This window comes from Streptomyces sp. NPDC039465, from assembly GCF_055639315.1.
In genome coordinates this window covers 58500-81895 of sequence record NZ_JBVKAP010000002.1, presented here as the reverse complement: position 1 = coordinate 81895, position 23396 = coordinate 58500, and the positions used below count along the sequence as shown (strand labels likewise).

The 23396-nt window shown below is 72.1% G+C and carries 21 protein-coding genes and 4 pseudogenes; 8 read left to right on the top strand and 17 right to left on the bottom strand.

The genetic code is table 11. The features are described from left to right. Positions 1-3: 3 nt before the first annotated feature. The 10 genes from ACZ7LT_RS06600 to ACZ7LT_RS06555 all read right to left on the bottom strand — a co-directional run bounded on the left by ACZ7LT_RS06600 (position 4) and on the right by ACZ7LT_RS06555 (position 11125). Positions 4-1089: a glycosyltransferase family 9 protein gene (locus tag ACZ7LT_RS06600; RefSeq protein WP_471234879.1), complete on the bottom strand. Its 1086-nt coding sequence runs from the start codon at positions 1087-1089 to the stop codon at positions 4-6. Between the two features lie 31 nt (positions 1090-1120). Continuing rightward, on the bottom strand, positions 1121-2512 hold the full coding sequence (gene rfaE2, locus ACZ7LT_RS06595; RefSeq protein WP_471234878.1) for a D-glycero-beta-D-manno-heptose 1-phosphate adenylyltransferase: 1392 nt from the start codon (positions 2510-2512) through the stop codon (positions 1121-1123). Further along, a complete protein-coding gene (locus tag ACZ7LT_RS06590; protein ID WP_471234877.1) occupies positions 2509-3159 on the bottom strand; it encodes a D-sedoheptulose-7-phosphate isomerase in 651 nt (216 codons plus the stop codon). Before ACZ7LT_RS06590 ends, rfaE2 begins: the two co-directional genes overlap by 4 nt. A gap of 155 nt (positions 3160-3314) precedes the next feature. After that, a complete protein-coding gene (locus ACZ7LT_RS06585; RefSeq protein WP_471234876.1) occupies positions 3315-4559 on the bottom strand; it encodes a glycosyltransferase in 1245 nt (414 codons plus the stop codon). Further along, entirely contained in the window at positions 4556-5521 is a 966-nt protein-coding gene (locus ACZ7LT_RS06580) for a glycosyltransferase (protein ID WP_471234875.1), read from the bottom strand. The genes ACZ7LT_RS06585 and ACZ7LT_RS06580 overlap by 4 nt, the downstream gene beginning before the upstream one ends. Next, positions 5518-6669: a glycosyltransferase family 9 protein gene (locus ACZ7LT_RS06575; protein ID WP_471234874.1), complete on the bottom strand. Its 1152-nt coding sequence runs from the start codon at positions 6667-6669 to the stop codon at positions 5518-5520. Before ACZ7LT_RS06575 ends, ACZ7LT_RS06580 begins: the two co-directional genes overlap by 4 nt. Continuing rightward, complete coding sequence (locus ACZ7LT_RS06570) at positions 6666-7250, bottom strand: HAD-IIIA family hydrolase (protein WP_471234873.1); 585 nt, start codon at positions 7248-7250, stop codon at positions 6666-6668. The genes ACZ7LT_RS06575 and ACZ7LT_RS06570 overlap by 4 nt, the downstream gene beginning before the upstream one ends. A gap of 110 nt (positions 7251-7360) precedes the next feature. After that, positions 7361-8431: a glycosyltransferase family 2 protein gene (locus tag ACZ7LT_RS06565; RefSeq protein ID WP_471234872.1), complete on the bottom strand. Its 1071-nt coding sequence runs from the start codon at positions 8429-8431 to the stop codon at positions 7361-7363. Then, entirely contained in the window at positions 8428-10095 is a 1668-nt protein-coding gene (locus ACZ7LT_RS06560; protein ID WP_471234871.1) for a carbamoyltransferase family protein, read from the bottom strand. Before ACZ7LT_RS06560 ends, ACZ7LT_RS06565 begins: the two co-directional genes overlap by 4 nt. A 67-nt stretch (positions 10096-10162) precedes the next feature. Beyond that, positions 10163-11125: a UDP-glucuronic acid decarboxylase family protein gene (locus ACZ7LT_RS06555; RefSeq protein WP_471234870.1), complete on the bottom strand. Its 963-nt coding sequence runs from the start codon at positions 11123-11125 to the stop codon at positions 10163-10165. Positions 11126-11497: 372 nt separating this feature from the next. On the opposite strand from ACZ7LT_RS06555, the gene ACZ7LT_RS06550 reads away from it, so the two are divergent. Continuing rightward, complete coding sequence (locus tag ACZ7LT_RS06550; RefSeq protein WP_471234869.1) at positions 11498-11710, top strand: CsbD family protein; 213 nt, start codon at positions 11498-11500, stop codon at positions 11708-11710. A gap of 81 nt (positions 11711-11791) precedes the next feature. Here the strand turns inward: ACZ7LT_RS06550 and ACZ7LT_RS06545 are convergent, their stop codons facing one another. Continuing rightward, a complete protein-coding gene (locus tag ACZ7LT_RS06545) occupies positions 11792-12427 on the bottom strand; it encodes a TetR/AcrR family transcriptional regulator (protein WP_471234868.1) in 636 nt (211 codons plus the stop codon). An 87-nt stretch (positions 12428-12514) separates the two neighbouring features. Here ACZ7LT_RS06545 and ACZ7LT_RS06540 point away from each other — a divergent pair. Beyond that, positions 12515-12799: pseudogene (locus ACZ7LT_RS06540) on the top strand (bifunctional 3-(3-hydroxy-phenyl)propionate/3-hydroxycinnamic acid hydroxylase MhpA); the annotation flags it as partial. Here ACZ7LT_RS06540 and ACZ7LT_RS06535 read toward each other — a convergent pair. After that, on the bottom strand, positions 12771-13337 hold the full coding sequence (locus ACZ7LT_RS06535) for a DUF6817 domain-containing protein (protein ID WP_471234867.1): 567 nt from the start codon (positions 13335-13337) through the stop codon (positions 12771-12773). The pseudogene ACZ7LT_RS06540 and the gene ACZ7LT_RS06535 overlap by 29 nt on opposite strands. Positions 13338-13521: 184 nt before the next feature. On the opposite strand from ACZ7LT_RS06535, the gene ACZ7LT_RS06530 reads away from it, so the two are divergent. Continuing rightward, complete coding sequence (locus ACZ7LT_RS06530) at positions 13522-14460, top strand: LysR family transcriptional regulator (RefSeq protein ID WP_471234866.1); 939 nt, start codon at positions 13522-13524, stop codon at positions 14458-14460. 143 nt (positions 14461-14603) lie between these two features. Here ACZ7LT_RS06530 and ACZ7LT_RS06525 read toward each other — a convergent pair whose 3' ends face one another. Next, entirely contained in the window at positions 14604-15179 is a 576-nt protein-coding gene (locus tag ACZ7LT_RS06525; protein WP_471234865.1) for an MTB12 C-terminal domain-containing protein, read from the bottom strand. Positions 15180-15520: 341 nt separating this feature from the next. On the opposite strand from ACZ7LT_RS06525, the gene ACZ7LT_RS06520 reads away from it, so the two are divergent. The 5 genes and pseudogenes from ACZ7LT_RS06520 to ACZ7LT_RS06500 all read left to right on the top strand — a co-directional run bounded on the left by ACZ7LT_RS06520 (position 15521) and on the right by ACZ7LT_RS06500 (position 19295). Beyond that, positions 15521-16267 carry a dienelactone hydrolase family protein gene (locus tag ACZ7LT_RS06520; protein WP_471234864.1) on the top strand — a complete coding sequence of 249 codons (747 nt, stop codon included), beginning with the start codon at positions 15521-15523 and terminating at the stop codon, positions 16265-16267. Between the two features lie 178 nt (positions 16268-16445). Continuing rightward, the gene (locus ACZ7LT_RS06515; RefSeq protein ID WP_471234863.1) at positions 16446-16973 is read left to right on the top strand and encodes a hypothetical protein; all 528 of its coding nucleotides are present in this window, start codon (positions 16446-16448) and stop codon (positions 16971-16973) included. Between the two features lie 164 nt (positions 16974-17137). After that, positions 17138-18719 (top strand): annotated as a pseudogene (locus tag ACZ7LT_RS06510) (ISL3 family transposase). 63 nt (positions 18720-18782) lie between these two features. Then, positions 18783-18962: a hypothetical protein gene (locus ACZ7LT_RS06505; protein WP_471234862.1), complete on the top strand. Its 180-nt coding sequence runs from the start codon at positions 18783-18785 to the stop codon at positions 18960-18962. Positions 18963-18983: 21 nt separating this feature from the next. Beyond that, entirely contained in the window at positions 18984-19295 is a 312-nt protein-coding gene (locus ACZ7LT_RS06500) for a hypothetical protein (protein ID WP_471234861.1), read from the top strand. Positions 19296-19458: 163 nt separating this feature from the next. Here the strand turns inward: ACZ7LT_RS06500 and ACZ7LT_RS06495 are convergent. From ACZ7LT_RS06495 to ACZ7LT_RS06480, 4 genes and pseudogenes are all read right to left on the bottom strand, one after another. Next, a pseudogene (locus ACZ7LT_RS06495) lies at positions 19459-20362 on the bottom strand (IS5 family transposase); the annotation flags it as partial. 70 nt (positions 20363-20432) lie between these two features. Beyond that, positions 20433-20852 (bottom strand): annotated as a pseudogene (locus ACZ7LT_RS06490) (RacP protein). Positions 20853-20854: 2 nt separating this feature from the next. Beyond that, positions 20855-21520 carry a DUF6192 family protein gene (locus ACZ7LT_RS06485; protein WP_471234860.1) on the bottom strand — a complete coding sequence of 222 codons (666 nt, stop codon included), beginning with the start codon at positions 21518-21520 and terminating at the stop codon, positions 20855-20857. Between the two features lie 540 nt (positions 21521-22060). After that, positions 22061-23389, bottom strand: coding sequence for an MFS transporter (locus ACZ7LT_RS06480; RefSeq protein ID WP_471234859.1), 1329 nt, complete (start codon positions 23387-23389; stop codon positions 22061-22063). Between the last annotated feature and the right edge of the window lie 7 nt (positions 23390-23396).

Here is a 23396-nt window from a genome sequence, read left to right as displayed (position 1 = left end):
GGGCTAGCCGCCCGGGCGTCCGGGTTCCGGGAGCGCGGCCACCGCGTCGAGGACCTCGTCGACGGTGATCCGCAGGAGCCGCTCGTCCGGCACCGGGCCATGGGCGTCCCCGGGCCGTGGCGAGCGGTCGCCCGTGTGATGCCACAGCACACGGTGGCGGGCGTGTGCGGGAGGCCCCCACAGGCGGGGGGAGACGGGCCCGAAAAGGACCACGGACGGGGTGCCGAAAGCCGTCGCCAGATGCGCGAGCCCGGTGTCCCCCACGATCACGCAGCGGGCGTGCGCCACGAGTGCGGCAAGCTGCTCGAACGGCACGTCGTCCTGCCCGCCCAGCACGGCGTCCGGCGGCAGCCCGGCGCGCTCCGCCACGCTCCGGGCCAGGGCCGCCTCTCCCGCGCCCGCGGTCACCACGACCCGGTGGCCCGCGCCGTGGAGCGCCCGCGCCAGCGTCGCGAACCTGTCGCCGGGCCAGCGGCGGGCGGCGGCGTCGGCACCCGGGTGCACGACGGTCGCCCCGGGCGCGGGGGAGGGCGTCGCCGGAGGGTCGATCATCAGGTCGTCCGCGAGCGCCGGGACGCCGTACCAGCGCAGCAGCCTGCACCAGCGATCCCGCTCGTGCTCGTCCGCACGCCATACGGGACCTCGGATCCCGGGAGTGCCCGCGTGCCCGTACGCGAAGAGCCTGCCGGGCCGCAGCCGCTCCAGCAGCAGATGGCTGGAGGGGCCGTTGCCGTGCAGATCCACGGCGACGTCGGGCGCCCGCCCCTCCCACGCGAGCGACGCGGGGACGGACCGGCCGGGGGCCGAGGCGGGCAGGAGCCGGTCGACCAGACCGATAGCGGCGACCGCTCCCGCAAGCCGCTCCGGAGCGGCCAGGACCACGTCGTGCCCGGGCAGATGCCGCCGCAGCCCCCGCAGCGCGGGCACCGCCGTCAGCAGATCACCCAGCCCGAGCGCCCGCAGAACGAGCACCCGTGGCCGTCGCTCGCCGCTGTCTCCACCCCACGCGCCGGACGCGCGCGTACGCGAGGTCCGCTCGCCGTCCGCCGCGCTGTCGTCCCACGCGCCGGACGCGCGCGTACCGGGCATCCGAGCACCGTCCGCCGAGCCGCCGTCCACGTCAGCCGGCCGGTGGGTGCGCCGCCCGGGCCGCCCGGCGTGCCAGCAGGGTGGTGGAGCGGCCGTCGAGGTAGGGCAGCAGGACGGCCTGTCCGCCCCAGGTGCGCAGGACGGCCGCTTCCGGCAGGTCCTCGACGGAGTAGTCGCCGCCCTTGACCCAGACGTCCGGCCGCAGCCGTTTGAGCAGTTCCACGGGCGTCTCCTCCTCGAAGACCGCCACGGCGTCCACGCTGCCGAGGGCCGCGAGGACACGTACGCGGTCGGCCAGGTCGTTCAGGGGGCGCCCCGGGCCCTTGCGGCGGGTGATCGACTCGTCGGAGTTGACGCACACGATGAGGCAGTCGCCGATGCGTCGGGCGCTTTCGAGCAGTCCCACATGCCCCGCGTGGAGCAGGTCGAAGCACCCGCCCGTGGCGACCACCGTGCCGCCGCGGGCCCTGACCTCCTCGGCGAGGGCGAACGGGTCCGTCCCCGGGGGCCGGGGGGAGCGCGGCGGGGGCGGGCTCTCCCACAGGGCGGGGTTGCCGGCGCCGCCCGCGGTCACGAAGGCGGCGGCTTCGGCGACCGCCCGCTGCACGGCTTCCTCCGGCAGCGCGCCGTCCGCGAGCGCGGCGGTGGCCGCGGCGGCGAAGCAGTCGCCCGCGCCGCACGGATCGCCCTCCGCGCGGTAGGGGGCCGGGACGAGCATCGGTGTCACGTCTCCCGCGCCGGCCAGCAGCACGCCCCGCTCGCCGAGCGTGACGGCGACCGTGGCCGCCTGCCAGCGCGCGGCGAGTTCGGCGCCCCGCTGGGCGTACGCCCTGAGCGACGTGCCGACGCCCGGACTGAGGGCACAGACCTCCGCGGCGTTCGGGGTGACCAGCCTCGCCCCGGCGACGGGCGTGTCGCCCCGCGGATGCGGGTCCCACACCACCGGCGTCCGGCGGGCGACGGCCGAGAGGTGCTCCCGTACCGCCCGGACCGTGTGCCGGCCGTAGTCGGCGACGAGGACGGCGTGGGCCTGGGCCAGCGCGTCGGGCACGGCCTCGCCGGCCTCACCGGGCGTACCCCCGCCGCGGTCGATTCGCACGAGCGGCCGCCCGCTCGCCATCACGCGGGTCTTCACCGGGAGCGTGCCGGCGAGCGGTATCTCCACGAGCCGGACCCTGCCGTGCAGCGCGCGCCGTACGTCCTCGCTGGCCGGGTCGTCACCGAGCGCCGTGACCAGCGTGACCTCGCGTCCGTCGCTCGCGGCCAAGGCGGCGGCGAGGCCCGCACCACCGGGATGGCGACGGTCGCCGGTCACGTCCACGACCGGAGCCGGCGCGTCCGGTGCGAGCCTGGTGGCGACGCCCTCGATGTCGTGGTCCAGCAGGACGTCACCGACCACGACGACCGGCTTGCCCGCGCTCATGACACTCTCCGGTGGACGGCGACGGCCCGCGGCGGGGCGGCTGCCGCCCCGGACGGGCCCGGGGAGCGGCCGATCATGGCGTCGAAGCTCTCGCAGAGCAGGTGAACGGCGACCAGGTGGGCCTCCTGCACGGTCGCCGTCGTGTCGGCGTCGATGCACAGGGCATCGTCCGCGGCCTCCGCCAGCGGGTTCGGACCCGGTCCGGTCATCGCCCAGACCCGCAGCCCGGCGGCCCGGCCGGCCACCGCGGCGGTGATCAGATTGGCGCTGCGCCCGGACGTCGACATGAGGACCAGGACGTCTCCGGGCCGTCCGTGGGCGGCCACTTGGCGGGCGTACACGTGCTCGAAGCCGTAGTCGTTGCCGATGGCGGTCACGCTGGACGTCTCCGCGTGCAGCGATATGGCGGAGAAGGCCGGACGCTCCCGGCGGTAGCGGCCCACGAGTTCGGCGGTCAGGTGCTGCGCCTGGGCGGCGCTTCCGCCGTTGCCCGCGGCCAGGAGGCGGCCGCCGCCCGGTAGGACGCCGGAGAGGTGTACGGCCCAGTCGGCGATCCGGCCCAGGCCGTCCCGGCGGAAGCGGCCGAGTGCGTCCTGAAGTGACTGGCAGTGCCGGTGGGCGCTGTCGAGTGCGTGGGATTCGCTCATCGTGATCGGGGTGGCCTCGGCCTCCGCGGGGGAGTCGGCCGGCCCCGCACCTCCTTCGGGACATCGGTGCTCTCGGTGTGACGGGCCGGCCTGCCGGTGGTCCACGGCGGCCCGCGGGATGGGATCGGCGCCGGCGGACGGGGACCGCCGACCGGTCACCTCGCTCCTGTCGTGGCGTAGCGCTCGGTCAGCACCGCGTCGTACACGCTCTCGGTGACGGCCGCGACCCGGGTCCAGCCGTACCGGCTCAGGACCCGGCGGCGGCCCGCCGCCCCGCACGCGCGCCGCAGCGCCGGGTCCGCCAGCAGCTCGGCGACCGCCCCGGCCAACGCCTTCGGAGCCCGGGGTGGCACGAGCCGGCCCGTCGCCGGATCGGCGACGGTGTCCAGCTGCCCGCCCACGGCGGTGGCGACGACCGGTCTGCCGCAGGCCATCGCCTCCAGCGGCACGATCCCGAACGGCTCGTAGTCCGCCGGGCAGAGCACCACATCGGCGCTGCGCAGCAGCGGCGCGACCTGGTCGCGGGGTATGCCGCCGGTGAGGCGGACGCGGTCCGCGACGCCCGCTTCCCGGGCGAGCCCGCGCAGCCTGCGCACCTCCGGGTCGTCCTCCAGCCGATCCGGCGCGGGCCCGCCGACCACGACGAGCTCCGTGTCGGGCAGCCGGGCCAGGGCGGCGATGGACACCTCCGCTCCCTTGCGCGGGACGAGACGGCCCAGTTGCAGCAGTCGGTAGGGGTACGGGCCGCGTGCGGCGACGGGTCCTTGGGGGGTGAACTGTTCGGTGTCGACACCGCAGGGGACGATGCTGACCCGGTCGGCGGATATGCCCATTCCGGCCAGCTCCATGACCTCGTCGCGGCAGGTGGCGACGATCCGGTCGCAGCCGAGGCCCACCTTCGTCTCACAGCTGACACGCACGGGAGGGCTCGTGTCGGCCGCCTTCTGATGACGCCTCTTGACGGTGCCCAGCGCGTGGTACGTGTGCAGCAGAGGCAACCGCAGGGAGCCGGCCGCCTCCAGCGACGCCAGTCCGGACATCCAGAAGTGCGAGTGCACCAGCTCGGGTGGCCGCACCCGCCACTCCTTTTCCAGGTGGCGGGCGAAGGCCCGCATATGCGGCAGCAGTTCGTCCTTCGGGAGCTGCTCGGGCGGGCCGGCCGGCACATGATGCACCTCCACACCGGCCTGGAGCGGCACGCGCCGCTCCAGGCCGGGCGAGTCCCGCCGGGTGTAGACGGTGACGTGATGGCCGCGGTCGGCGAGTGCGGCGGCGAGGCGGGCGACATGGACGTTCTGACCTCCGGCGTCGACCCCGCCCAGCGTGGCGAGCGGACTCGCGTGCTCGGAGACGAGGGCGATCGACAGCGGGCCGGTGGACGCCGAGCAGTGGGGTGTCATGACCGCACCTCCGTGATCAGCTCTTCCCAGTCGTCCAGGAAGCGTTTGAGGCCGTACCGTTCGACGGCCGCCTCGCGGCCGCGAGCCCCGTCCGCGGCCGCGGCCTCCGGCTCGTTCAGATAGCGGCGCATCGCCCGCGCCAGCACCTCGGGCCGGGTGGAGAGCGTGCCGGTGCCGGCCGGGACCGCCTCCACGGCCTCCGTCGTGGCGAGCGCCACGACCGGCATCCCCAGATGCATGGCCTCCAGGAGGGACAGCCCGAGGGAGGTCCAGCGCACCGGATGCAGATAGAGCCGCCGGCGCGCCAGGGCGGTGTGCAGGTCGCGCTGGGGGAGGTCGGCCGTGCGGCACCGGTTCTCCGGGATGCCGAGCCGGTGAGCGAGACCCTCGGTACGCATGCCGAAGACATCCAGCGGCGCCGCCTCGGCGAGCGCGGGCAGCAGGTCCGTACCGGTGTAACGGCCCCGGCGCACGGGCTCGTTGACGACGACGGCCGCGCGGGGCAGATGCCCGGTGTACAGGTGTCCCGGATCCACGATGCCGTGCTCGATCACCCGCGTACGCGTGGACCCGCAGTCCCAGAACAGCCGGTTGAAGTGCGTGACATGGACGAGGGTCAGGTCGTCGCGGTTGGCGAAGGGGTGACGGGTGTCCGGCACGTCACCGTCCGGGGCGTTGTGCTCCAGGTACACGGCGGGGATGTCCCGGCCCGGGCGGCGGCCACCGAGCCAGCGTTCGGCGAGCTCCAGTTCGTGCGGCCGCTGGAGGACGACGAGGTCGATCTCGGCGTCGCGCAGTTGCTCCGGCGTCGCCTCATGGACCGAGTCGGGCCACGAGAAGGTCCGGGCGCGCCCGAGACCGTCGGGATCGCGGCCGGGCGTCACCGGAACGAGGTAGGTGTGCCGGCCCTGGACGAACGCCGTCGTCCAGGATCCGTGCACGTGCCACAGCAGGATGTTCATACGGTCGCTCCTCGCTCTGTGCCGGAGGCGTCCCCGGGTCTGGACGTGCCGTGGAGGCCGCTCGTCCCGTGGGCGACGGCCGTATCTCGGGTGACCGACGTGACCTCGGTGCCGGACGGGTCCGGGCTGACGCTCGTGCCTCGTCCGTCGCATGCGGCCACCGCCTTGACCACCTCTTCGTCGGACACCCCGTCCAGGCAGGGGTGTCCGGGAACCGGACAGTCGCGGGCCCTGCTCCCCGCACAGGGCGCGTTCTGATCCCCGAGGAGCACATGCGGGACTTGGTACGGCTGCCACCGCTCGGCCGGGACCACCGGCGCGAACGGGCAGACCACCGGGGTGCCCACGGCGGCCGCCAAATGGGCGGGGCCGGTGTTGCCGACCACCGCGACCCGGGCCCCGGCCAGGACGCCCGCGAGCTGGGCCAGGTCCGTCGCACCGCCGAGATCGAGGGCGTGATCCCCGGCGACCTCCGCGGTCAGGTCCTTCTCCGCCGCGCCGCCCGTCACCACCACCCGATAGCCGGCGCCGGACAGCGCGGCCGCCGCGCGCGCCGCCCGTCCCGCGCTCCAGGCACGGGCCGGTACCGCCGCGCCGGGATGGAACACCACGTACGGTCCGGGCCCGGTCAGATGCCTGACATCGGGCGGAGCGATCACGCGCAGCGCGCCGTCGTCCCCGGGCGGCAGCGCGAAGCCCGCGTCCCGGGCCAGGTCCAGGGCGGCCCGCGCCTCATGACAGTGCGAGCCGCGGTGGTGGCGCAGATCGAGCAGAGCGCCCGGATAGTCCTCGCTGTCGGCCGCGACCCAGCCCACGCCCGCGAGCTTCAGCAGCAGGGCGGCCGGGAGCGGACTCTGGTGGTACGAGACCAGGACCAGGGCCCGGTCGAAGCGCCCGGCGGCCACCGTCCCCACCAGCGTCAGCGTCTCCTCCCACGACACGGGCACCGGCCGCAGCCCCACCCAGGGCGCCTCGAACACCAGCACCTCGTCCACGCCCGGCAGGAGCCGGGCCGCCGGCGCACCCTGCGGTCCGCACAGCAGCACGGTGTACGAGGAGCCCGCCGCCACCGCCCGAACCGCGGGCCCGGCGAGAAGCACGTCGCCGGCGCTGTCGAGGCGGACCACGAGGGTGCGGGGGCCGCTCATCGCGGATCCTCCAAGCCCTGTTGTCGCATCACAGCCAGGTCCTCACCGGCCAGGAGCCGCCGGACGGCGTCGATGAGGCTCGGCGCCGTCTCGCCGGCGGCCCCGATCTCCTGCGGCCGGGTGACCGGCGTCGGCACCAGTACCCCGCGCGCCCCCGCGGCGTGCGCGGCGGCGACGTCCGCGCCGATGTCCCCGATGACCACGGTCCGCGCGGCAGGCACCCCGAGCCGTTCGCAGGCGGCGCGCACCAGCCCCGGCGCGGGCTTGCGGCACCCGCAGCCGTCCTCGGGCCCGTGCGGACACACCGCCCACACCGCGAACGGCCCGAAGAGCTCGTCCACCCGTCGCCGCACCGCTTCGACCTGGCGGCGCGTCAGCAGCCCGCGGGCCACCCCCGACTGATTGCTCACCACGCCCGTCGCCATGCCCGCGGCGCGCACGGCGGCGACCGCGGCCCGCGCCGAGGGCATCGGCACGACCCGTGACGGATCCCCGTTGTAGGGCACGTCGGCCACGAGCGTGCCGTCGCGGTCGAAGAGGACGGCCTCCGGAAGGACCAGGTCGGGCTGTCGCTGCCGCACCGGCGGCGTTCCGCGGCGGCCCGGGGGCGGTGGTCCGTCGAAGAGCCACGGAGCCGGCGCCGCAGGGGCGAGGGCCCCCTCTGTGCGGAGCGGGTCCGCGCCGTGGCCGCTCACGGCACCACCCGGTCCCGGACCACGGCCCGCGGAGCGCGCGGCGCCGCTGCGGGCGCGGTCCACGGCGGCGTCCGGCGGTGGCGTACGTACCCCCGCAGCCAGTGCCAGGTCGCCGCCGGGGGGATCAGCACACTCGTGAGCAGCATCGAGACGATCTCGTCGCGGGTCCGCGGCCCCGGCCTGATCCGGGCGGCGGCGAACTCGGCCGTACCGGCGGCCCATCCGGCGGCGCACGCGGTCGCGGCGGTTCGCCTGCCGAGGACCGCGCAGGACATCGACGCCAACGCCGCCCCGGTCACCGCCAGATGCCGGGGCAGCCGCCCGCGGGGTGCGGCGGCGCGCCTCCACCAGCCCCGCCCGTGCAGCCGGTTCATCAGCACGTCGTCGGAGTTGCCCGCCTGGAGCCGTACGGAGATCCAGCGGTCCGCCGGACGGACCGGATGGGTGGTGCGGCGGGTCCCCGTGCTCAGCGACCAGCCCGCGGCCTGCACGCGCAGGGCGAGGTCCGCGTCCTCACGGAAGGCGCGCCGGAACCGCTCGTCGAAACCGCCGACGGCTCGCAGCGCCTCAAGGCGGTAGGCCATGTCGGCGGTGATCCAGCGGGCGGTGGCGAGTCCGGAGGTGTTGCGCTCCCAGTCGGTCGGCGGCCGGTCCGCGGGGAGCGGCACAGTGATCCGGGCGGTGACCCCCGCGGTCAGGTACGACGCCCGCGTGAGGTCGCGCGCCAGTTCCTCGCCCCAGGACGGGCCAGGGACCACGTCGTCGTCGAGGAAGACGATCCACGGCACCGGATCGGCGGCGCGCCAGCCGGTGTTGCGCGCGGCGGCGGGACCGCGGGCACCGCCCGCCACGACCGTGGTCACCGACCGCAGCGTCGAGGGGACCGAGTCGACGGGCAGTGAAGGGTTGCTTGCCGGGGGCCGGTCGTCGACGAGCACCACCTGCACCGGCTTCGGACCGCGGGCCGCCGCCAGCGCCCGGAGGCACACCTGAAGGCTGGGCCGCCCCAGCGTCGGTATCACGACGGCGTACGCGGGGGCCGTCGTCTGCGCCGCGGCCGGGGTCATCGCTCCGCCCCGTTCCCCGCGGCCGAGCGGAAGAAGGAGCCGCGCCTGATGGCGTACGGGCCGATCGCGAGGAGGTCGACGGGGGACGACCCGAAGCACTCCAGGGCATCGCGCGGATCGTCCACCATGGGCCGGCCGGCGGTGTTGAGACTGGTGTTGACCACGACGGGCAGGCCGGTCAGCTTCTCGAACTCCGTGAGCATCCGGGCGACCAGCGGTTCACGCTCCGGATCGACCGTCTGGATACGGGCCGTGCCGTCGACGTGCACCACGGCCGGGATCCGCTCGCGCCACTCGTCCGCCACGTCGTGGACGAAGAGCATGTACGGGCTGGGCATCGGCCCGTCGAAGATCGCGGGCGCGCGGTCGGCGAGCACCATGGGGGCCACGGGGCGGAACTGCTCGCGGCCCTTGACGTCGTTGAGCCGTTCCAGATTGCCCGCGTGGCCGGGATGGGCCAGCAGCGAGCGGTGTCCAAGCGCCCGCGGCCCGTACTCCGAACGCCCTTGGAACCAGGCCACGATGGCGTTGTCGGCCAGCGCCTGCGCCACGGTCGCCGCGATGTCCGCCGGCCGGTCGAACGGCACGGCCGCCGTCTTGAGCCAGGCCCCGAGCTCCGCGTCCGACCAGTCCCGGCCGAGGTCCGCACCCGTCATCGGCTCCGGCTCGTGACCGGCACCGACCGCGAGGAGGAGGGCACCGCCCAGTGCCGTACCGGCGTCACCGGCCGCGGGCTGCACCCACACGCGGGAGAAGGGGCCTTCCCGGGCGACAACGGAGTTGGCGACGCAGTTGAGAGCGACGCCGCCGGCCAGGGTGAGCACGCTGTCGTGGGTCTTTCCGTGCAGCCAGCGCACGAGGTCGAGCAGTGTCTCCTCCAGGACGGCCTGGGCGCTGGCCGCGGTGTCCGCGTGATCCTGCGTCCATGGCTCGTCCGGTCCGCGTGGGGGGCACAGCTCGTGCCAGGGCACGGCCGTGGCGTGGAAGCCGCCGTCGCCCGTGGAGTACACATGGCGGCGCAGCTGCGGCAGCATGCGGGGACGGCCGTGGGAGGCGAGCGCCATCACCTTGAACTCGTCGGAGGAGCGCAGGAATCCGAGGTGCTGGGTGAGCTCCTCGTAGACCAGTCCGAGCGAGTGCGGCAGCTCCTGCGCGTACAGGGCCTCCAGCCGGTCGCCGGTGCGGTGCGCCGCCAGATGCGAAGCGCGCTCCCCACGGCCGTCGAGCACCAGCACCGACGAGTCCTCGGCGCCGGGCGCCGCGAACGCGCTCGACGCGGCGTGCGCCATGTGGTGCGGTACGAACCGCACGAGGGCCGGATCGAGCCCGGGCAACGCGGTGCCGAGGAATCCGGGCGCCTCGCGGGCGTACGCGAGCCTCAGATGGTCCCAGGGGTCGTCGAGCCCCATGGCGTCGGCGGGCCGGGCGAGCGAGGGGTCGAAGGAGTACGCCACGGCGTCGAGGTCCTGCGGACGCAGCCCCGCCCGCTTCAGACACCAGGCGGCGGCCTGCTCGGGAAGCTCCCAGGCGGAGAAGGGCACCGGCCGTTTGCCGTGCTTGCGCCGCGAGAACCTCTCCTCCTCGGCGGCCGCGACGGTGCGGCCGTCGATCACGAGAGCGGCGGCGGGATCGTGGAACAGGGCGTTGATTCCGAGAATGCGCATGGGAGTTCAGGCCTTTCGGCGAAGCGGTCGAAGCCGGCTGCGGAGTCAGGACGGCGGGCCGAACCGCTCAGCCGTCCATGTGGGTGCGGAACCACGCGATGGTGCGCCGCAGGCCCTCTTCGGCGGGCACCTGGGGATCCCACTGGAGCTTGTCCCGGGCCAGGGTGATGTCGGGGCAGCGCACCGCCGGGTCGTCCGTCGGCCGTTCGATGAAGCGGATCTCGGAACGGGAGCCGGTCAGCTCGATGACGAATTGCGCCAGCTCCAGCATCGTGATCTCGGTGGGGTTACCGATGTTGACCGGGCCGCGCATCCCGTGCGCAGCCGCGGCGAGGATCCCGCGCACGGTGTCGTCGACGTAGCACAGGGACCGGGTCTGCAGCCCGTCACCGGTGACGGTGAGCGGCTCGCCCGCGAGCGCCTGCCGTACGAAGGTCGGCACCGCGCGCCCGTCGTAGCCGCGCATACGCGGCCCGTAGGTGTTGAACAGCCGCACGATGGCCGTGTCGACACCGTGGTGCTCGGCCTCCGCGGTGGTGAACGCCTCACCGAAGCGCTTCGCCTCGTCGTAGACGCTGCGCGGCCCGACCGGGTTCACGTTGCCCCAGTACCGCTCGCTCTGCGGGTGCTGCTGAGGGTCGCCGTACACCTCGGAGGTTGAGGCGAGCACGAACCGCGCGCCGGCGCCGCGGGCGAGCGTGAGCGCGTTGCGGGTACCGAGACTGCCGGCCTCCAGCGTGTGCAGCGGCAGGCGCAGGTAGTCCGCGGGGGAGGCGGGGGAGGCGAAGTGCAGGACGAGGTCCGGCTGCCGGTCGATGGTGAGGGGCTCGGCGACGTTGGCCCGTATGAAGGTGAAGCCGGGCCGGTCGCGGAACTCGGACATGTTCTCCAGGCGGCCGGTGCTGAGGTCGTCGACACAGGTGACGTCCGTGCCGGCGTCCAGGAGCGCCGAGCACAGGTGGGAACCGACGAAACCCGCACCACCCGTGACCACCGCGTGCTCCCAGACGTGCGAGAAAGCGTTGTTCATGTCCCTCTCCCTGAATCGGGCAGCCGGCCGGATGCCTGCTTCCATGCGTCCCGGGCCGCGCGGTCCGCGCCCATGCCCCCGCCGAGCGGCGCCGTGCCGTCCGGGCACTCCGTCAGGCTCACTCGGCGGGGCAGCCGGGGCGAGGCGGCGTGGGGCGATCGAGTGAGTCGCTCTGCGTGACCATCGCCGGATCACAGGGAGACCTGGGCGTCTCCACCCGCCCGGGCGTGCTCGCCACCCAGGGGCCCGTGGAGAAGGCGGTCCTCGAGCTGCTGCGGTGACCGCGGTCGGCCGTCCGCATACGTTTGCGGGGCCTTTTCCGAGGTACCCGCAGGAAGTACCGGAAATCAACCGGCCGAGGAGCTGATCCGGGTGGCTGGAGGCAAGAAGATTCGCGGCAAGGCCCAGGAAGCGATCGGCAAGGCCAAGGAAAGGGCCGGCCGTGCGACGGGCAAGGACGATCTGCGCGTCAAAGGCGCCGGCGACCAGGCGGCCGGCAAGGCCAAGCAGGCTGCCGGAGAGGTCGAGGACACCGTGAAGGGCACGGCGGAGGAGACCAAGGGAAAGATCCGCCGGCACAAGTGACGGCTCGGCGCCGCACACACATGGACGGGCCTGGGCGGTTTCTCCGCCCAGGCCCGTCCATGTGTGTGATCGTCGGTCTCGTCAGTCGAGGCCGGGCAGCGGGCGCCGGGCCACCTCGCGGGCGTCGTCCGGTGCGAGGCCCAGCATACGCAGGACCATCTCGGCCAGGTCGGCCGCGGCCTCGTCGCCGTCGAGGTCGGGGCGGGTGAACCTCAGCTCCACCAGGGACAGCAGGGTGCCGCCCAGGGCGGAGACGGCCACGGTCGGATCGACGGGCAAGAAGCGGCCGGAGGCGACGCCGTTCTCCACGTCGCGCCGGGCGCGCGGGGCGAGACCGCGATCGGAGTGGAGGTGGCCGAGACCGCGCAGGCGCAGCACCTGCATGAGTTCCGGATGGGACTCGGCCATCCGGGCGCTGAGCCGCAAGCCCGCCGCGACGAGTTCCGCCGGGTCCTCGATACCGCTCAGGCGCTCGTCGAAGGCCTGGCCGAACTCCTCCAGGGCGTCCGCCACGGCCGCGTCGAACAGCTCCGTCTTCGACTCGAAGTGGTTGTAGAAGGAGCCGAATCCCACGTCCGCGCGCTCCGCGATCGCCTGGATGCTCGCGCTCGTGTCCCCGGTCTCGGCGAGGATCCGCCGGGCGGCGCGCACCAGCGCCTGACGCGTCTCGGCGCGACGCCGCTCGAACCGGTTGCTGGGCGGGGCTGACGTAGGCATGGGGAGAGTCTAACGGCGGCGACGAGATCAACCGCAGTTCTGATGATTCCATCAGTTACTTCTTCCGAGCCCTTGACCTCGGTGGTCGATTCGCTCGCCGTCCTGACCGCGGCGCCGCTCACGCCCGCGCTGCGGGCCCTCACCGAGGGGCTGGGGGCCCGGACCATCCAGGTGTCAGGGATCGGCGACGACGGCACCCTCGCCCGCTGGCTGCGCACCGGCGGCGCCGACGCGGTCCTGCTGCGCCCCGACCGTGTCGTCCTGGACGTCGTCCCGGCGGGCGGCACCGACTTCACCGGATCCGCCGCCTGGGTGCCCCTGCTGTGCACGACCCGACGCCCCGCTACTGCCCGGCAGCCGCGGAGCCGGTGAGTACCGTACGGCAGTCGGACCAGGCGGGCCCGCTCAGCAAGCCACGGAGGCGGGTGAACAGAACGAGCAGCTCCTCGCCCCACTTCTGCCGGAAGGCGGCGTCGATGCGGGCGAGATCCAGCTCGTTGGCGGCGGACAACTCGGCGAAATCCCGCAGCAGTTGCGGCTCCGGCGCGTAGCTGAGGCCGGTGAACCGGTCGTGGAAGGCGGCGCCGGCCCGGCCGAGAGCCGGGTAGGTGGATTTCCGGTCGCACGCGGCGTACAGGTACACGATGCCCTCGGCCTCGTCGCCGATCACCTGCGCCAGGTCCGTACGACGGTCGAGCGACAGCATTGCCGTGGGAAATCCGTCGGTGCCGTAGAACGCATGGCACAGCCCGGCGAGTTGGAGGGCCGGGCGGGCCTTCCACGTGACGAGCTGGGCGTGCACCCGCTGGAGGTGGGCGAGGAGAGTGCCGCCGGGATGGGTGCTGCCGTCGGCGCCGCACTCGCGCAGGAGGGACACGGCCCGCTCAGCCGCGGTCGGGGGAGTGGGCATTCCGCCTCCAAGTCCTGTCTTCTGATGGGTGGTCGGCACCCGTCCGGCGCCTTCGCGCGGTCCGGATCCGCGTGAAGGCGCCGGACGGGTTGCCGCCTGGGCCCGGCAACGATTTTTCGGTGTGCGGTCCTTGCAGTCAATCCTTGGGTTTCCTTCCCTGACCCAAGGTATAGCTTGGGGTTCCATGACCTTGGACGACCTGCGTGTGTTCGTGGCTGTCTGCCGCGCCGGAAGCCTCAGCGCCGTGGCCCGGGACCTGTCGTGCACTCAGTCGGCGGTAAGCCAGCATGTGAAGCGGCTGGAACGCGAAACTGGCATGAGCCTGCTGGAGCGCCAGCCCCGGGGAGTCGTGCCCACGGACGCCGGGCGCATCCTGTGCGACGCAGCGGCCGACGGCATCGCGGGGCTCGACCTCGCGTTGCGCCGCCTCGGCGACCTGGCGAACGGCGAATGCGGCTCCGTACGGGTCAGGACGGGCGGCACGACCGTACGGCACTTCATGGCCGAAGCGATCGTCTCCTTCCGCCGCCGATACCCCAAGGTGAACCTGGAGTTCCAGACCGAGACCTCCAGCCGCCGCTGCTTCGACGTCCTCCTGGCCGGCAATCTGGACCTCGCCTGGATCACCATGGGCGGCCCGGTCCGCGGCATCGAACAGCGCCCGGTCCTCGACCTCCCCTGGGCGCTCGCCACACGGGCCGACGACCCGCTCGCCACCCGACCGCACATCGACGCCTCCGACCTCGCCGGCCTCCGCCTCGTACGCCTCCCGCCGAACTCGACCTCCGGCGCCCATCTGGAGGCCTCCTTCGCGGAGTTGGGCATCCGGGCCGGCTCCGACACGAGCGTCGCCGACTGGGACACGGCCCTGCTGCTCGCCGAACTCGGCCTCGGCCACGCCGTCGTCCCCGCCGTCCCCGCCGCGCCCTCCCTGCCCGGGGGCTCCGGCGACGGCTCCCTGCGGCTGATCCCCATCCCCTCCCTCCCCCCGGTCTCCGTCGGCTGGGCCGTACGCCGCTGGGACGCCCTGCCACCCCTCGCCCGCGCCTTCGCCGACACCGTGGCCCGCAGCTGTGCGAAGAAGCCCATCGCCACGACCGTGACCACGAGCACTGCTCCGTGAGCACCCCGCCTGCTGCACCGATCCCCAGCACAACGCATCACCGTGACGCACTGATCCCCGGCTCCCGGCAGGCCGAGGCAGGGCAGAGCTCGGACCCGGCCCTGGCGGCCAGGTACTGAGGCCGCTTCGCGCGTACGGCCCGCTCAGTCCTCCCCGGCCGGGCAGGTGCCGGCCGGGGGAACGTCCTGGCCGTACCGGGTGAGGGAGCACACCGTGGCGAACGAGATCTTCCACCTGTCGTCCTGACGTACGGCAATGCCGGGCTCGTCGGGACCGACCTTCTGACCGTCGGAGTAGAGGGAGTAGTGGACCGTTGCCCGCTGGTCGGAGGAGAACGTCACGGCGTCGACATGCGCCCGCAGCAGCCTCGACTCCGGGTCCGTCGCCAGCGCCTCGACCATCAGTGCGTACTGGTTGCCGTCTTCGACGACGTCCACCCGCTCCTGCAGGGAGGCGTCCGGGCTGAAGAAGAGCTCCCAGCCGGTGTTGATGTCCTTCTCGGCCGCGGCCGGGTCCTGTGGGGTGGTCGGGGTGGGCGTGGGAGACGCGGGAATCGCGGGCGTGGGCGTTCGGCGCTGGGGTGGAGGGCTGGTGGAGGGGCTGCCGGCCGTGGGCCGCGGAGGCGGTTCACCGGCTTCGTCGTCGCTGCAGGCCGCCGTGAGGAGCAGCCCCGCGACCATCAGGGCCGCTCCCAGGGAGCGTTGTCCCACCGAACTCATGACCGCCACCTGGTCCTCCCGGGTCCATGCCCTGCGCGCTCGTCGTACGCGTACAACTCGTCGAGGAGCGGCTTGGTGACGGCAGGGAGTGCGCGTCGTCGCCGATCACGGACGTGGACCGCGGTGCTGGAATCGCCTCTGTTCGATGGACTATTGTGCGACGATGACTACCGGGACGGCCTCGCGCCACACACGGATCGGTGACCCGGTGCTCTTCTGAGCGCCGTACGGGCCGGTGCGGGCCCGCTGTTCGTTCGAGGGTCCGGCGCTTCCGCGCGGGCTCCGCCTCCGTCGTGTTTGACCACAGGATCGACACGTCAACCACGACAGGAGAAGAATTCATGCCCAGCAAGACGCTGCGGATTCCCACCGCGGACGGCCAGGCCGACGCCTTCGCCGCCTTCCCCGACGATGGCGAGCGGCACCCGGGGGTGCTGCTGTACACGGACGTCTTCGGCGTACGGCCCGAGCTGGAGGAGAGGGCCTGCGAACTGGCCGGACACGGGTACTTCGTACTCGTCCCCCACCTCTACTACCGGCACGGCCCGGCACCGGTGATCGAACTTCCCGAGCACATCGGCGAAGACATCCGTCCGGCGGTCGTCGCCCAGCTGATGCCTCTGGTCGAGGCGCACACCACCGACCGCGCCCTGCGCGACGCCGACGCCTACCTCAGGTTCCTCACCACCCAGCCCGAAGTCAGCGCAGGACCCATCGCCGTGATCGGCTACTGCATGGGCGCCGTCCTGGCGATGCGCACCGCAGCGGCCCACCCCGACCAGGTCGCCGCCGTCGCAGGATTCCACCCCGGCCTCCTGGTCACCGACGCCCCCGACAGCCCGCACCACCTCGCACCCAAGCTCACCGCCCAACTCCACCTCGGCCATGCCGAAGGCGACATGCTGTCCGGGGCCCTCAGCGAGCTCCACCAGACCCTGGACGCCGCAGGTGTCAGCTACACCTCCGAGGTCTACCCGGCCACCGTCCACGGCTTCACGATGTCCGACACCGACGCCTTCAACCCCTCCGCGCTGCAGCGCCACTGGGACCGGCTGCTCCCTCTCCTCAGCAGCACCCTCGCCGACTGAGTGCGTGTTTCTGATCCTGGACCGGGGCCCAAAGCCGTGCGGGCGCTGCTAGCTTGATGATCTACGTGTTCGGGAAGGAACTCTCGACGCCACTGACGAGTGCCGAAAGAAGAGTTGGGGCTGATCACCGTGCGGGGGCTGTCTCACTCTGCTGATGACACGGGAAAGGTAGCGGCACATGCGATTGCGGTTGTGGCGGATTGCCGGTTGCGCGGTGGCTGCGCTGATGCTGGCGGCGGTGACCGGGTGCGGCGGCGGCTCGGAAACCGGAGCGGGCGGCGGTGGGAGCGAGCCGCATCCTGGCCTGCCGAGTGCCGACACGATGGCGGACATCGAGTCGTTCGTCGCCGGGCGCACGACGTGCACGGGCATGCATCTGAAAGCAGAGGACCCGGAGAACGAGTCGGTGGGCTCGGAGTGGGGCGTCAAGGAACGTGGCGTCTGTTACGACGCCGACAAGATGCACATTCGCCTCCTGGCTGTGAACGACATGAAGACGTTCCAGGCGCGAGCCAAGAAGCGAGGTGGAGGCTATTTCGTGGGGAAAAACTTCGCCGTCTATAGCGTGGACCAGGCGACGGTTGCAGCCCTGAAGGAATCCGGGCTGCTGTACCTGTTCTGCGAGGACCCTGCGGATATCCCCAGCGGTTTCAAGAAAGAACCAGCGCTCGTGGACGGGTGTGTGCTGACCAACCACACCGGCTGAGCTGGCTCTGTTCACTTCAAGTGGTTCTGGCACGCTTTCTGTGACGCGCGCACGCTGAGTGACGGCTGCTGCTGCGATCAGCCTTCGGGAAGTTGCCTGAAAATGACCAGGCCCGATTTTGGTGTGGTCGACAGTGCGGCGTCGTGGAAGAGACATCGCCTCCTCTGGAGGGCCTGCTGTTACCGTCCATCGCGGACGTGTCGGTGCTGTCGCTGGAGGTGAGCCACGAGGCGATACACATCGACGTGTGCAGTACGGCGGCCGGGGCGACATGCCCGGACTGCGGGACCGAGTCGTCCCGGGTGCACAGCTCTTACCTGCGGTTTCCTGCGGACGTGCCGAGCGGGGGACGTCTGGTGGTCCTACAACTGCGAGTTCGGCGGTTCTTCTGCCCGGAGTCGTCGTGCGCTCGGCGGACGTTCGCTGAGCAGTTGCCGGGACTGACACGGCGGCACAGCAGATGGACGGAGCGGTTGCGATCAACTCTCGCCGCGGTGGGCCTCACCCTCGCCGGCCGAGCCGGCGCCCGGATGGCACGGGCCTTCGGGATATCCATCAGCCGCAGCGCGGTGTTGCGGCTGCTCGATGCGTTGCCCGAACCCGACGTTCCGGCCCCGCGCGTGGTTGGCGTTGATGAGTACGCCACACGCAAAGGACGGGTCTACGGCACGGTGCTCGTCGACGTCGAGACCCGCCGGCCAGTGGATCTGCTGCCCGACCGAGAGGCGTCCAGCCTGGCCGCATGGCTGGCGCAGCGACCCGGGATCGAGGTGGTCTGCCGGGACCGCGCGCCGTTCTTCGCGGAAGGCGCCACAGCCGGGGCACCCCCAGGCGACGCAGGTCGCCGACCGCTGGCATTTGTGGCACAACCTCGGCGAGGCCGCTGAGCGTGCTGTCGCCCGCCACCGCCAGTGCCTTCGCGTCCTGGTCCCCGATCGCGAGGGGACGGCCGACGAACCGGCGCCGCCCGACGAGAAGGCGGACTCTCCATGGAGGAGCGAGCGATTCGCCAACCGCGTCCGAGCCAGGCACGCCACGGTCCACGCGCTGCTCGAAGCCGGCCACAGCCGCCGTTCCATCGGGCGCCAGTTGAACATGACCCACCGCACGGTCAAGAGCCTCGCCGACGCCGCCAGGCCGGAAGACCTCTTCCGCGGCCAGTGGCAGCACAGCCGGACCTCCGTCCTCGATGAGTACAAGCCCTACCTGGACGAACGTTGGGACGAGGGCTGCACCAACGCCTGGAAGCTCTGGGAGGAGATCGTCCCCTTGGGCTATCGAGGCAGCTACGGCCGGGTCAGCGCCTACCTGCGAGAGAAGCGCACCTCGCCACGGCCGGTCACCGCGCAACCGCCGGCACCCCGCGTGGTGACGAGATGGATCCTCAGCCGACCCGAGACGCTGACCCAGATCGAACAGCTCCGGCTCAAGGCCGTCCTGGCCAACTGCCCTAAACTCGACGCCCTGACCCTTCATGTCCGGTCCTTCGCCCACATGCTCACCGAGCGGCAGGGGGAACGACTCCCGCAGTGGCTCGACGCCGTCCGCCAGGACGACCTTCCCAGCCTCCACACTCTCGCGGCCGGCATCGACCGAGACCGCGACGCAGTCATCGCCGGACTCACCCTGCCCTGGAACTCCGGCGTCGTCGAAGGACACGTCAACAGGATCAAGATGCTCAAGCGCCAGATGTTCGGCCGAGCCGGCTTCGCACTGCTCCGCAAGCGCGTATTGCTGGCCACCTGATCAACCGTCTGGCTCTCGGTGATAGGACTTCCCTCTACGGAAAGAGGATGAAGGGGCGACAGCGTGGACGCAGTAGTAGCGATCAGCCTGATCCGCATGGCCGCTGCAGACTTGGCCATGGAACCCTGGCAGCGCCCCTCGGACGCTTATCTGGTCGAGTTGGGCCTGGACGCCCTGATGGCCGATATCGAAGCTCCCTCGCTTCCCCTGCTGGCTGGCCTCGCGCATGGTGAGTATCCCTAGGCCCGCGAGCTGTTCGACCTTGTGCTGGAGGAGCTGGGTCTGCTGCCGCTGACCCCGGACGATCTTGCCAAGGCGCGATGGACTGCGGCCCGGTGGTGGGCCGGTCAGATTGTGGCGTGCCGACTCGATCCGGTTCACGGAGCCAAGCTGATCTATCAGGAGTCTGCAGCCGAACTCGACTACCCCGACGCGCTGCAACGCATCGTTGACCTGGCGAGAGCACTCGACCTGCCGAACGATCAAACTCCGGACCAGCAGCACATTCGCGACCGGGTCACCTCCGCGGCGCGAGACTTTCTCGCCACAGAAGCGCACCAGAACCACAGGGTTTGAACCTCGTCACATGACCCACCGTGACCGGCTCACGGAAAGCGAGCCAGAACCCTTCAAGTGACAGCGCTTGTAGGCCGGCACTGGGTAGAAGCTGGCTCATGAGGCGGATCCCCCGTGTTATCGGTGAGTCAAGCCTCGTCTGAGCGGTCCTGAGCACACGAACAAGCGGCGGCGCCAGCGCGGGACGGACGACTCGCCGGCCCCGCCCAGTAGAAGCGCCGTCAGTTGCGGTCGGTGCCGGTTTGCTCGGCCAGCTGGGGGTGGCGCCTTTCCGCGCGAGGCGCCTGGTCGGAGGGTGATGGCGGCCCAGGTGATCAGGGTCTCGGAGTGCTGGATGAGCCGTTCGTAGTCCCTCGCATGGCGGCGGGCGTGCATCATCCAGGCGAGCGATCGTTCGACGACCCAGCGACGGGGCAGGATCACGAAGCCGGAGGCGTCCTTGGGTCGGCTGACCGGCTTGATCGTGAGGTTGAGGTGCCGTTTGGCCCAGCCGACGAGCTTCCCGGCGTATGCCGAGTCAGCCCAGACGATCGTGATCTCAGGGTGCATCAGACGCAGGCGGAAAAGGACTTCCTTCGCGGCTGCGGCGTCGTGCAGGTCGGCGGGGGTGACCATGACCATGAGGGGCAGCCGCGGGTGTCCACGACCAGGTGGCGCTTGCGGCCGTTGATTTTCTTGCCCGGGTCGTAGCCGCGGGTGGCTTTCGAGACGGTCTCGGCGGCCTTGACGCTCTGGGAGTCGATCACGGTGGCGACCGCTCGGGGGCCTTTGCCCATCTCGCGGCGGATCCGGCCGGACAGGTGATCGCGGATCTGTCCGATCACCCCGGCAGCGGCCCAGCGGGCCATGAACCCCCAAACCGTCCTCCACGGCGGGAAATTCGCAGGCAGGGCCCGCCATTTGCATCCGGTGTCGACCACGTATCGGATGGCGTCGACGATCTCCCGCCGGGGATGCTTCTCGGGCCGGCCGCCGCGGGTGGTCTCGCAGGCAGGCTCCAGCAACAGCGGTTCGAGCAGGGCCCATTCCGCGTTCGTGGTGTCGGAGGGATAGCGACGCTGACGCATGACTGCGGCTTCCCTCCAGATCGGATGGGCAGGGGCGCCCGGCCTCCGGCCGGCCGCCCCTCGGCGGTGGTCAGGCCGAGACGACGAGGTCGAGGTGGATTCGATGGAGTTGAGCTGGGCGACGATGTGGCGTACCCACTTGTCGCCCGGCTGGGCGGCGGCGTGCGGGGCGACGGTGCCGGTGATGAACCGGCGGAACTCGGTGAGCTTCTCGGTGAGCACGGCCCGCTCGTATGCCTCCAGCGCGGCCCGTTCGGCGCCGAGCTGGTAGCCGTCAGCCCTGGTCCAGATCAGCGGTGGCCAGCCGATTTCGGCGATGACGTCGCGCAGAGCGGCCAGTCCCGACCGGACCTGGCTGGGGGACAGCCCGCTCGGGCGGGTCAACTGGGGAAACAGTAGCCCCCGCAGGTCTGGCCTCGAACAACACGAACCGCAGGGTGTCCGCGTGCCGCTGGGCGGCCTCTCCCCGGCACCGTGAGGCGCGGGGCACGGCTACTGGCCCCGCAGCATGCGGGCGAGCTCGTTGTCCATGTCGACCTTGCCCGTGTCGACCGCGGTCTCGATCCAGTCGAGCGTCGCCCGCACCTTCGCGACGTTCTCGTGCACGATCGTGCGTTCATCCTTGCCGAGAGTGCGGTCGCGCAGGCCGGGAACGGCCCGGCCCGCCGCGGCGACGAACGAGTGGCAGGCGGTGACCAGGTCCAGGAACTCCACCGTCCGGTCGATTTTCCTCACCGCCGGTGCGACGGGGCTGGCGTCGTCCGGCGTCCACCGGGCCTTGCTCCCGGGTGGCGTGAGGATCGCGTCGAACCGTTCCTGGTCGTTCTCGATGTAGGCCAGGATCCGGTGAACGGTGTAAGAGACGCCCCTCTGGCGGCGGTCGGCCGGCCAGCGCGAGGACGTCCACCTCGCCGACTTCACCGTGCTGAACTTCAGGCCGATGTCCTCGGCCAGCCGCGTGAGCGTGGTGGTCAACGACCACTCCGGGGCCACCGCGTTGTAGCCGCCTGGCTCCCTCATCGGCTCGATCTTCAGAGCGCGGTCCCCGATCGTGAACTGCCCGCGCGTCTGCTGTTCCACCACGTTCCGCAGCTCGGCCACGATCTGCTCGTAACGGGGCTGGCTGACGTTTCCGACCTTGTCGATCTCCTCCGGCATGGGTTTCACCACCCATGCGGGCCGCAGCACGGAGCTGACGTCCGTGACGTGGACACGCCCCGCTCATCACCGAGAGTTGGACCGTAAATCCACTGATCACAACGATTGACTACAAATGACCGGATTATGAGCGGAGTTGGACTTAGGATGCGTTCGCGGTGCGGTCACTGTGCCCGCTCGCCGAACGTTTCCTCCGGCGTCGCCAGGCCCTCACCACACACCGCCGCGAGCAGTACACGGCGTTCGACCGCCGATCGACGCCGGCCACCCACCGGGCCTCGCACTCGGGACACCCGACCTCGCCCGCACCGCCCAGCACGGCAGCCGTGAGCCTGCGCAACCGCCGGTCCATACGCCACTGCCTGGCACGACACGCCGCGGAACAGAACAAGGCGTCAGGCCGCGAGCCCGACCTCAGCCGGTCGCCACAAGCCCGACAGTTCCTCTCCCCGGCCCGCCCGGTCCCCTTGGACACCACGCCAGCGTAGAACCCAAGGCTACTGAGATCCGGGGATCAGAAACACGCACTGAGAACGCGCCCTAGCGGTGGAGGGCGTCAAGGACAGGCTGGTGGCTGTGGCGCCAGCCTCCCGCCACCGGTATGGCGTCGGCCAGGTGCGGGTGTCCCGCCGCGAGGGCCGTGTGCAGATGGGGGACCGGTCGCGTAGCGTCCCCCGGCCACAGGCGCACGGCCCCACAGCCCGCCGCGCACGCGACCGCCCCCAGGGTGACGACGGCCGCCTGAAGGCCGGCCACTGATCCGAGCCAGCCCGCCAGCGGGTACGTCAGCAGCCAGCAGCCGTGCGACAAGGAGAACTGCGCCGCGAACAGCTCGGTACGGTCCGCGGGCCCGGACGAGCGGCGGATCAGCCGGCCCGACGGCGTGAGCACCATCGAGGACGCCGCGCCGAACGCGGCCCAGGCACCCAGCAGAGCCGGCCACCGCCACGCTCCCGTACCGGCCGCCGTGATCGCGGCGAGGCCGGCGAAGACCGCGACGATCAGCAGCGCGCCGCGCAGCATGACAGCACGGTCCGAGACCCGGTCGAGCAGCCGCGGCAGCACCAGCGCGACCGCCATGGAACCGGCGCCGTAGGCACCGAGCGCGAGGGCGACGTCCCCGGCGGGGCGGCCGAGGTGCTCGCGGACGTACACGACCGTGTTGACCAGTACGACGGCTCCGGCGGCGGCCACCACGAGGTCCAGGGCGAGCAGAGCGCGCAGCCCTGGAACGGCGAGGAACAGCCGGCCGCCTGCGGTGGCGCGGGCGTAGAGGCCGCCGGTGCGGGGTGCTGCCCCGGACTTCGGCACGGTCACGGAGACCACCAGGACCGCGGAGGCCAGGAATCCGACGACGGTGCCGCTGAAGAGCCAGTTGTACGTCGTCACCGACAGCAGGACGGCGGCGAGACCGGGACTGAGCAGGCTCTCCAGGTCGTAGGCGAGCCGGGACAGCGACAGGGCCCGGGTGTAGTCCCGCTCGTCGGGCAGCACCTCCGGTATCGCCGCCTGGAAGGCCGGCATGAAGGCGGCGGAGGCGGCCTGGAGGACGAAGATCAGGGCGTAGACCTGCCAGACCTGGTCGACGAAGGGCAGAGCGAGCGCGGCTCCCGCCCGCAGCAGGTCGGCGCCCACCAGCAGCGCCCGCCGCGGCAGCCGATGGGCCATCGCGCCCACAGCGGGGGCGATCACGACGTACGCCACCATCTTGATCGCGAGCGCGGTGCCGAGGACCGACCCGGCGTCCGCACCGGCGATGTCGTACGCGAGCAGCCCCAGCGCGACCGTGGCCAGACCGGTCCCCACGAGAGCGACGACCTGCGCCGCGAAGAGGTGGCGATAGGTGCGATCGCCGAGTATCGAAAGCATGGCGTGG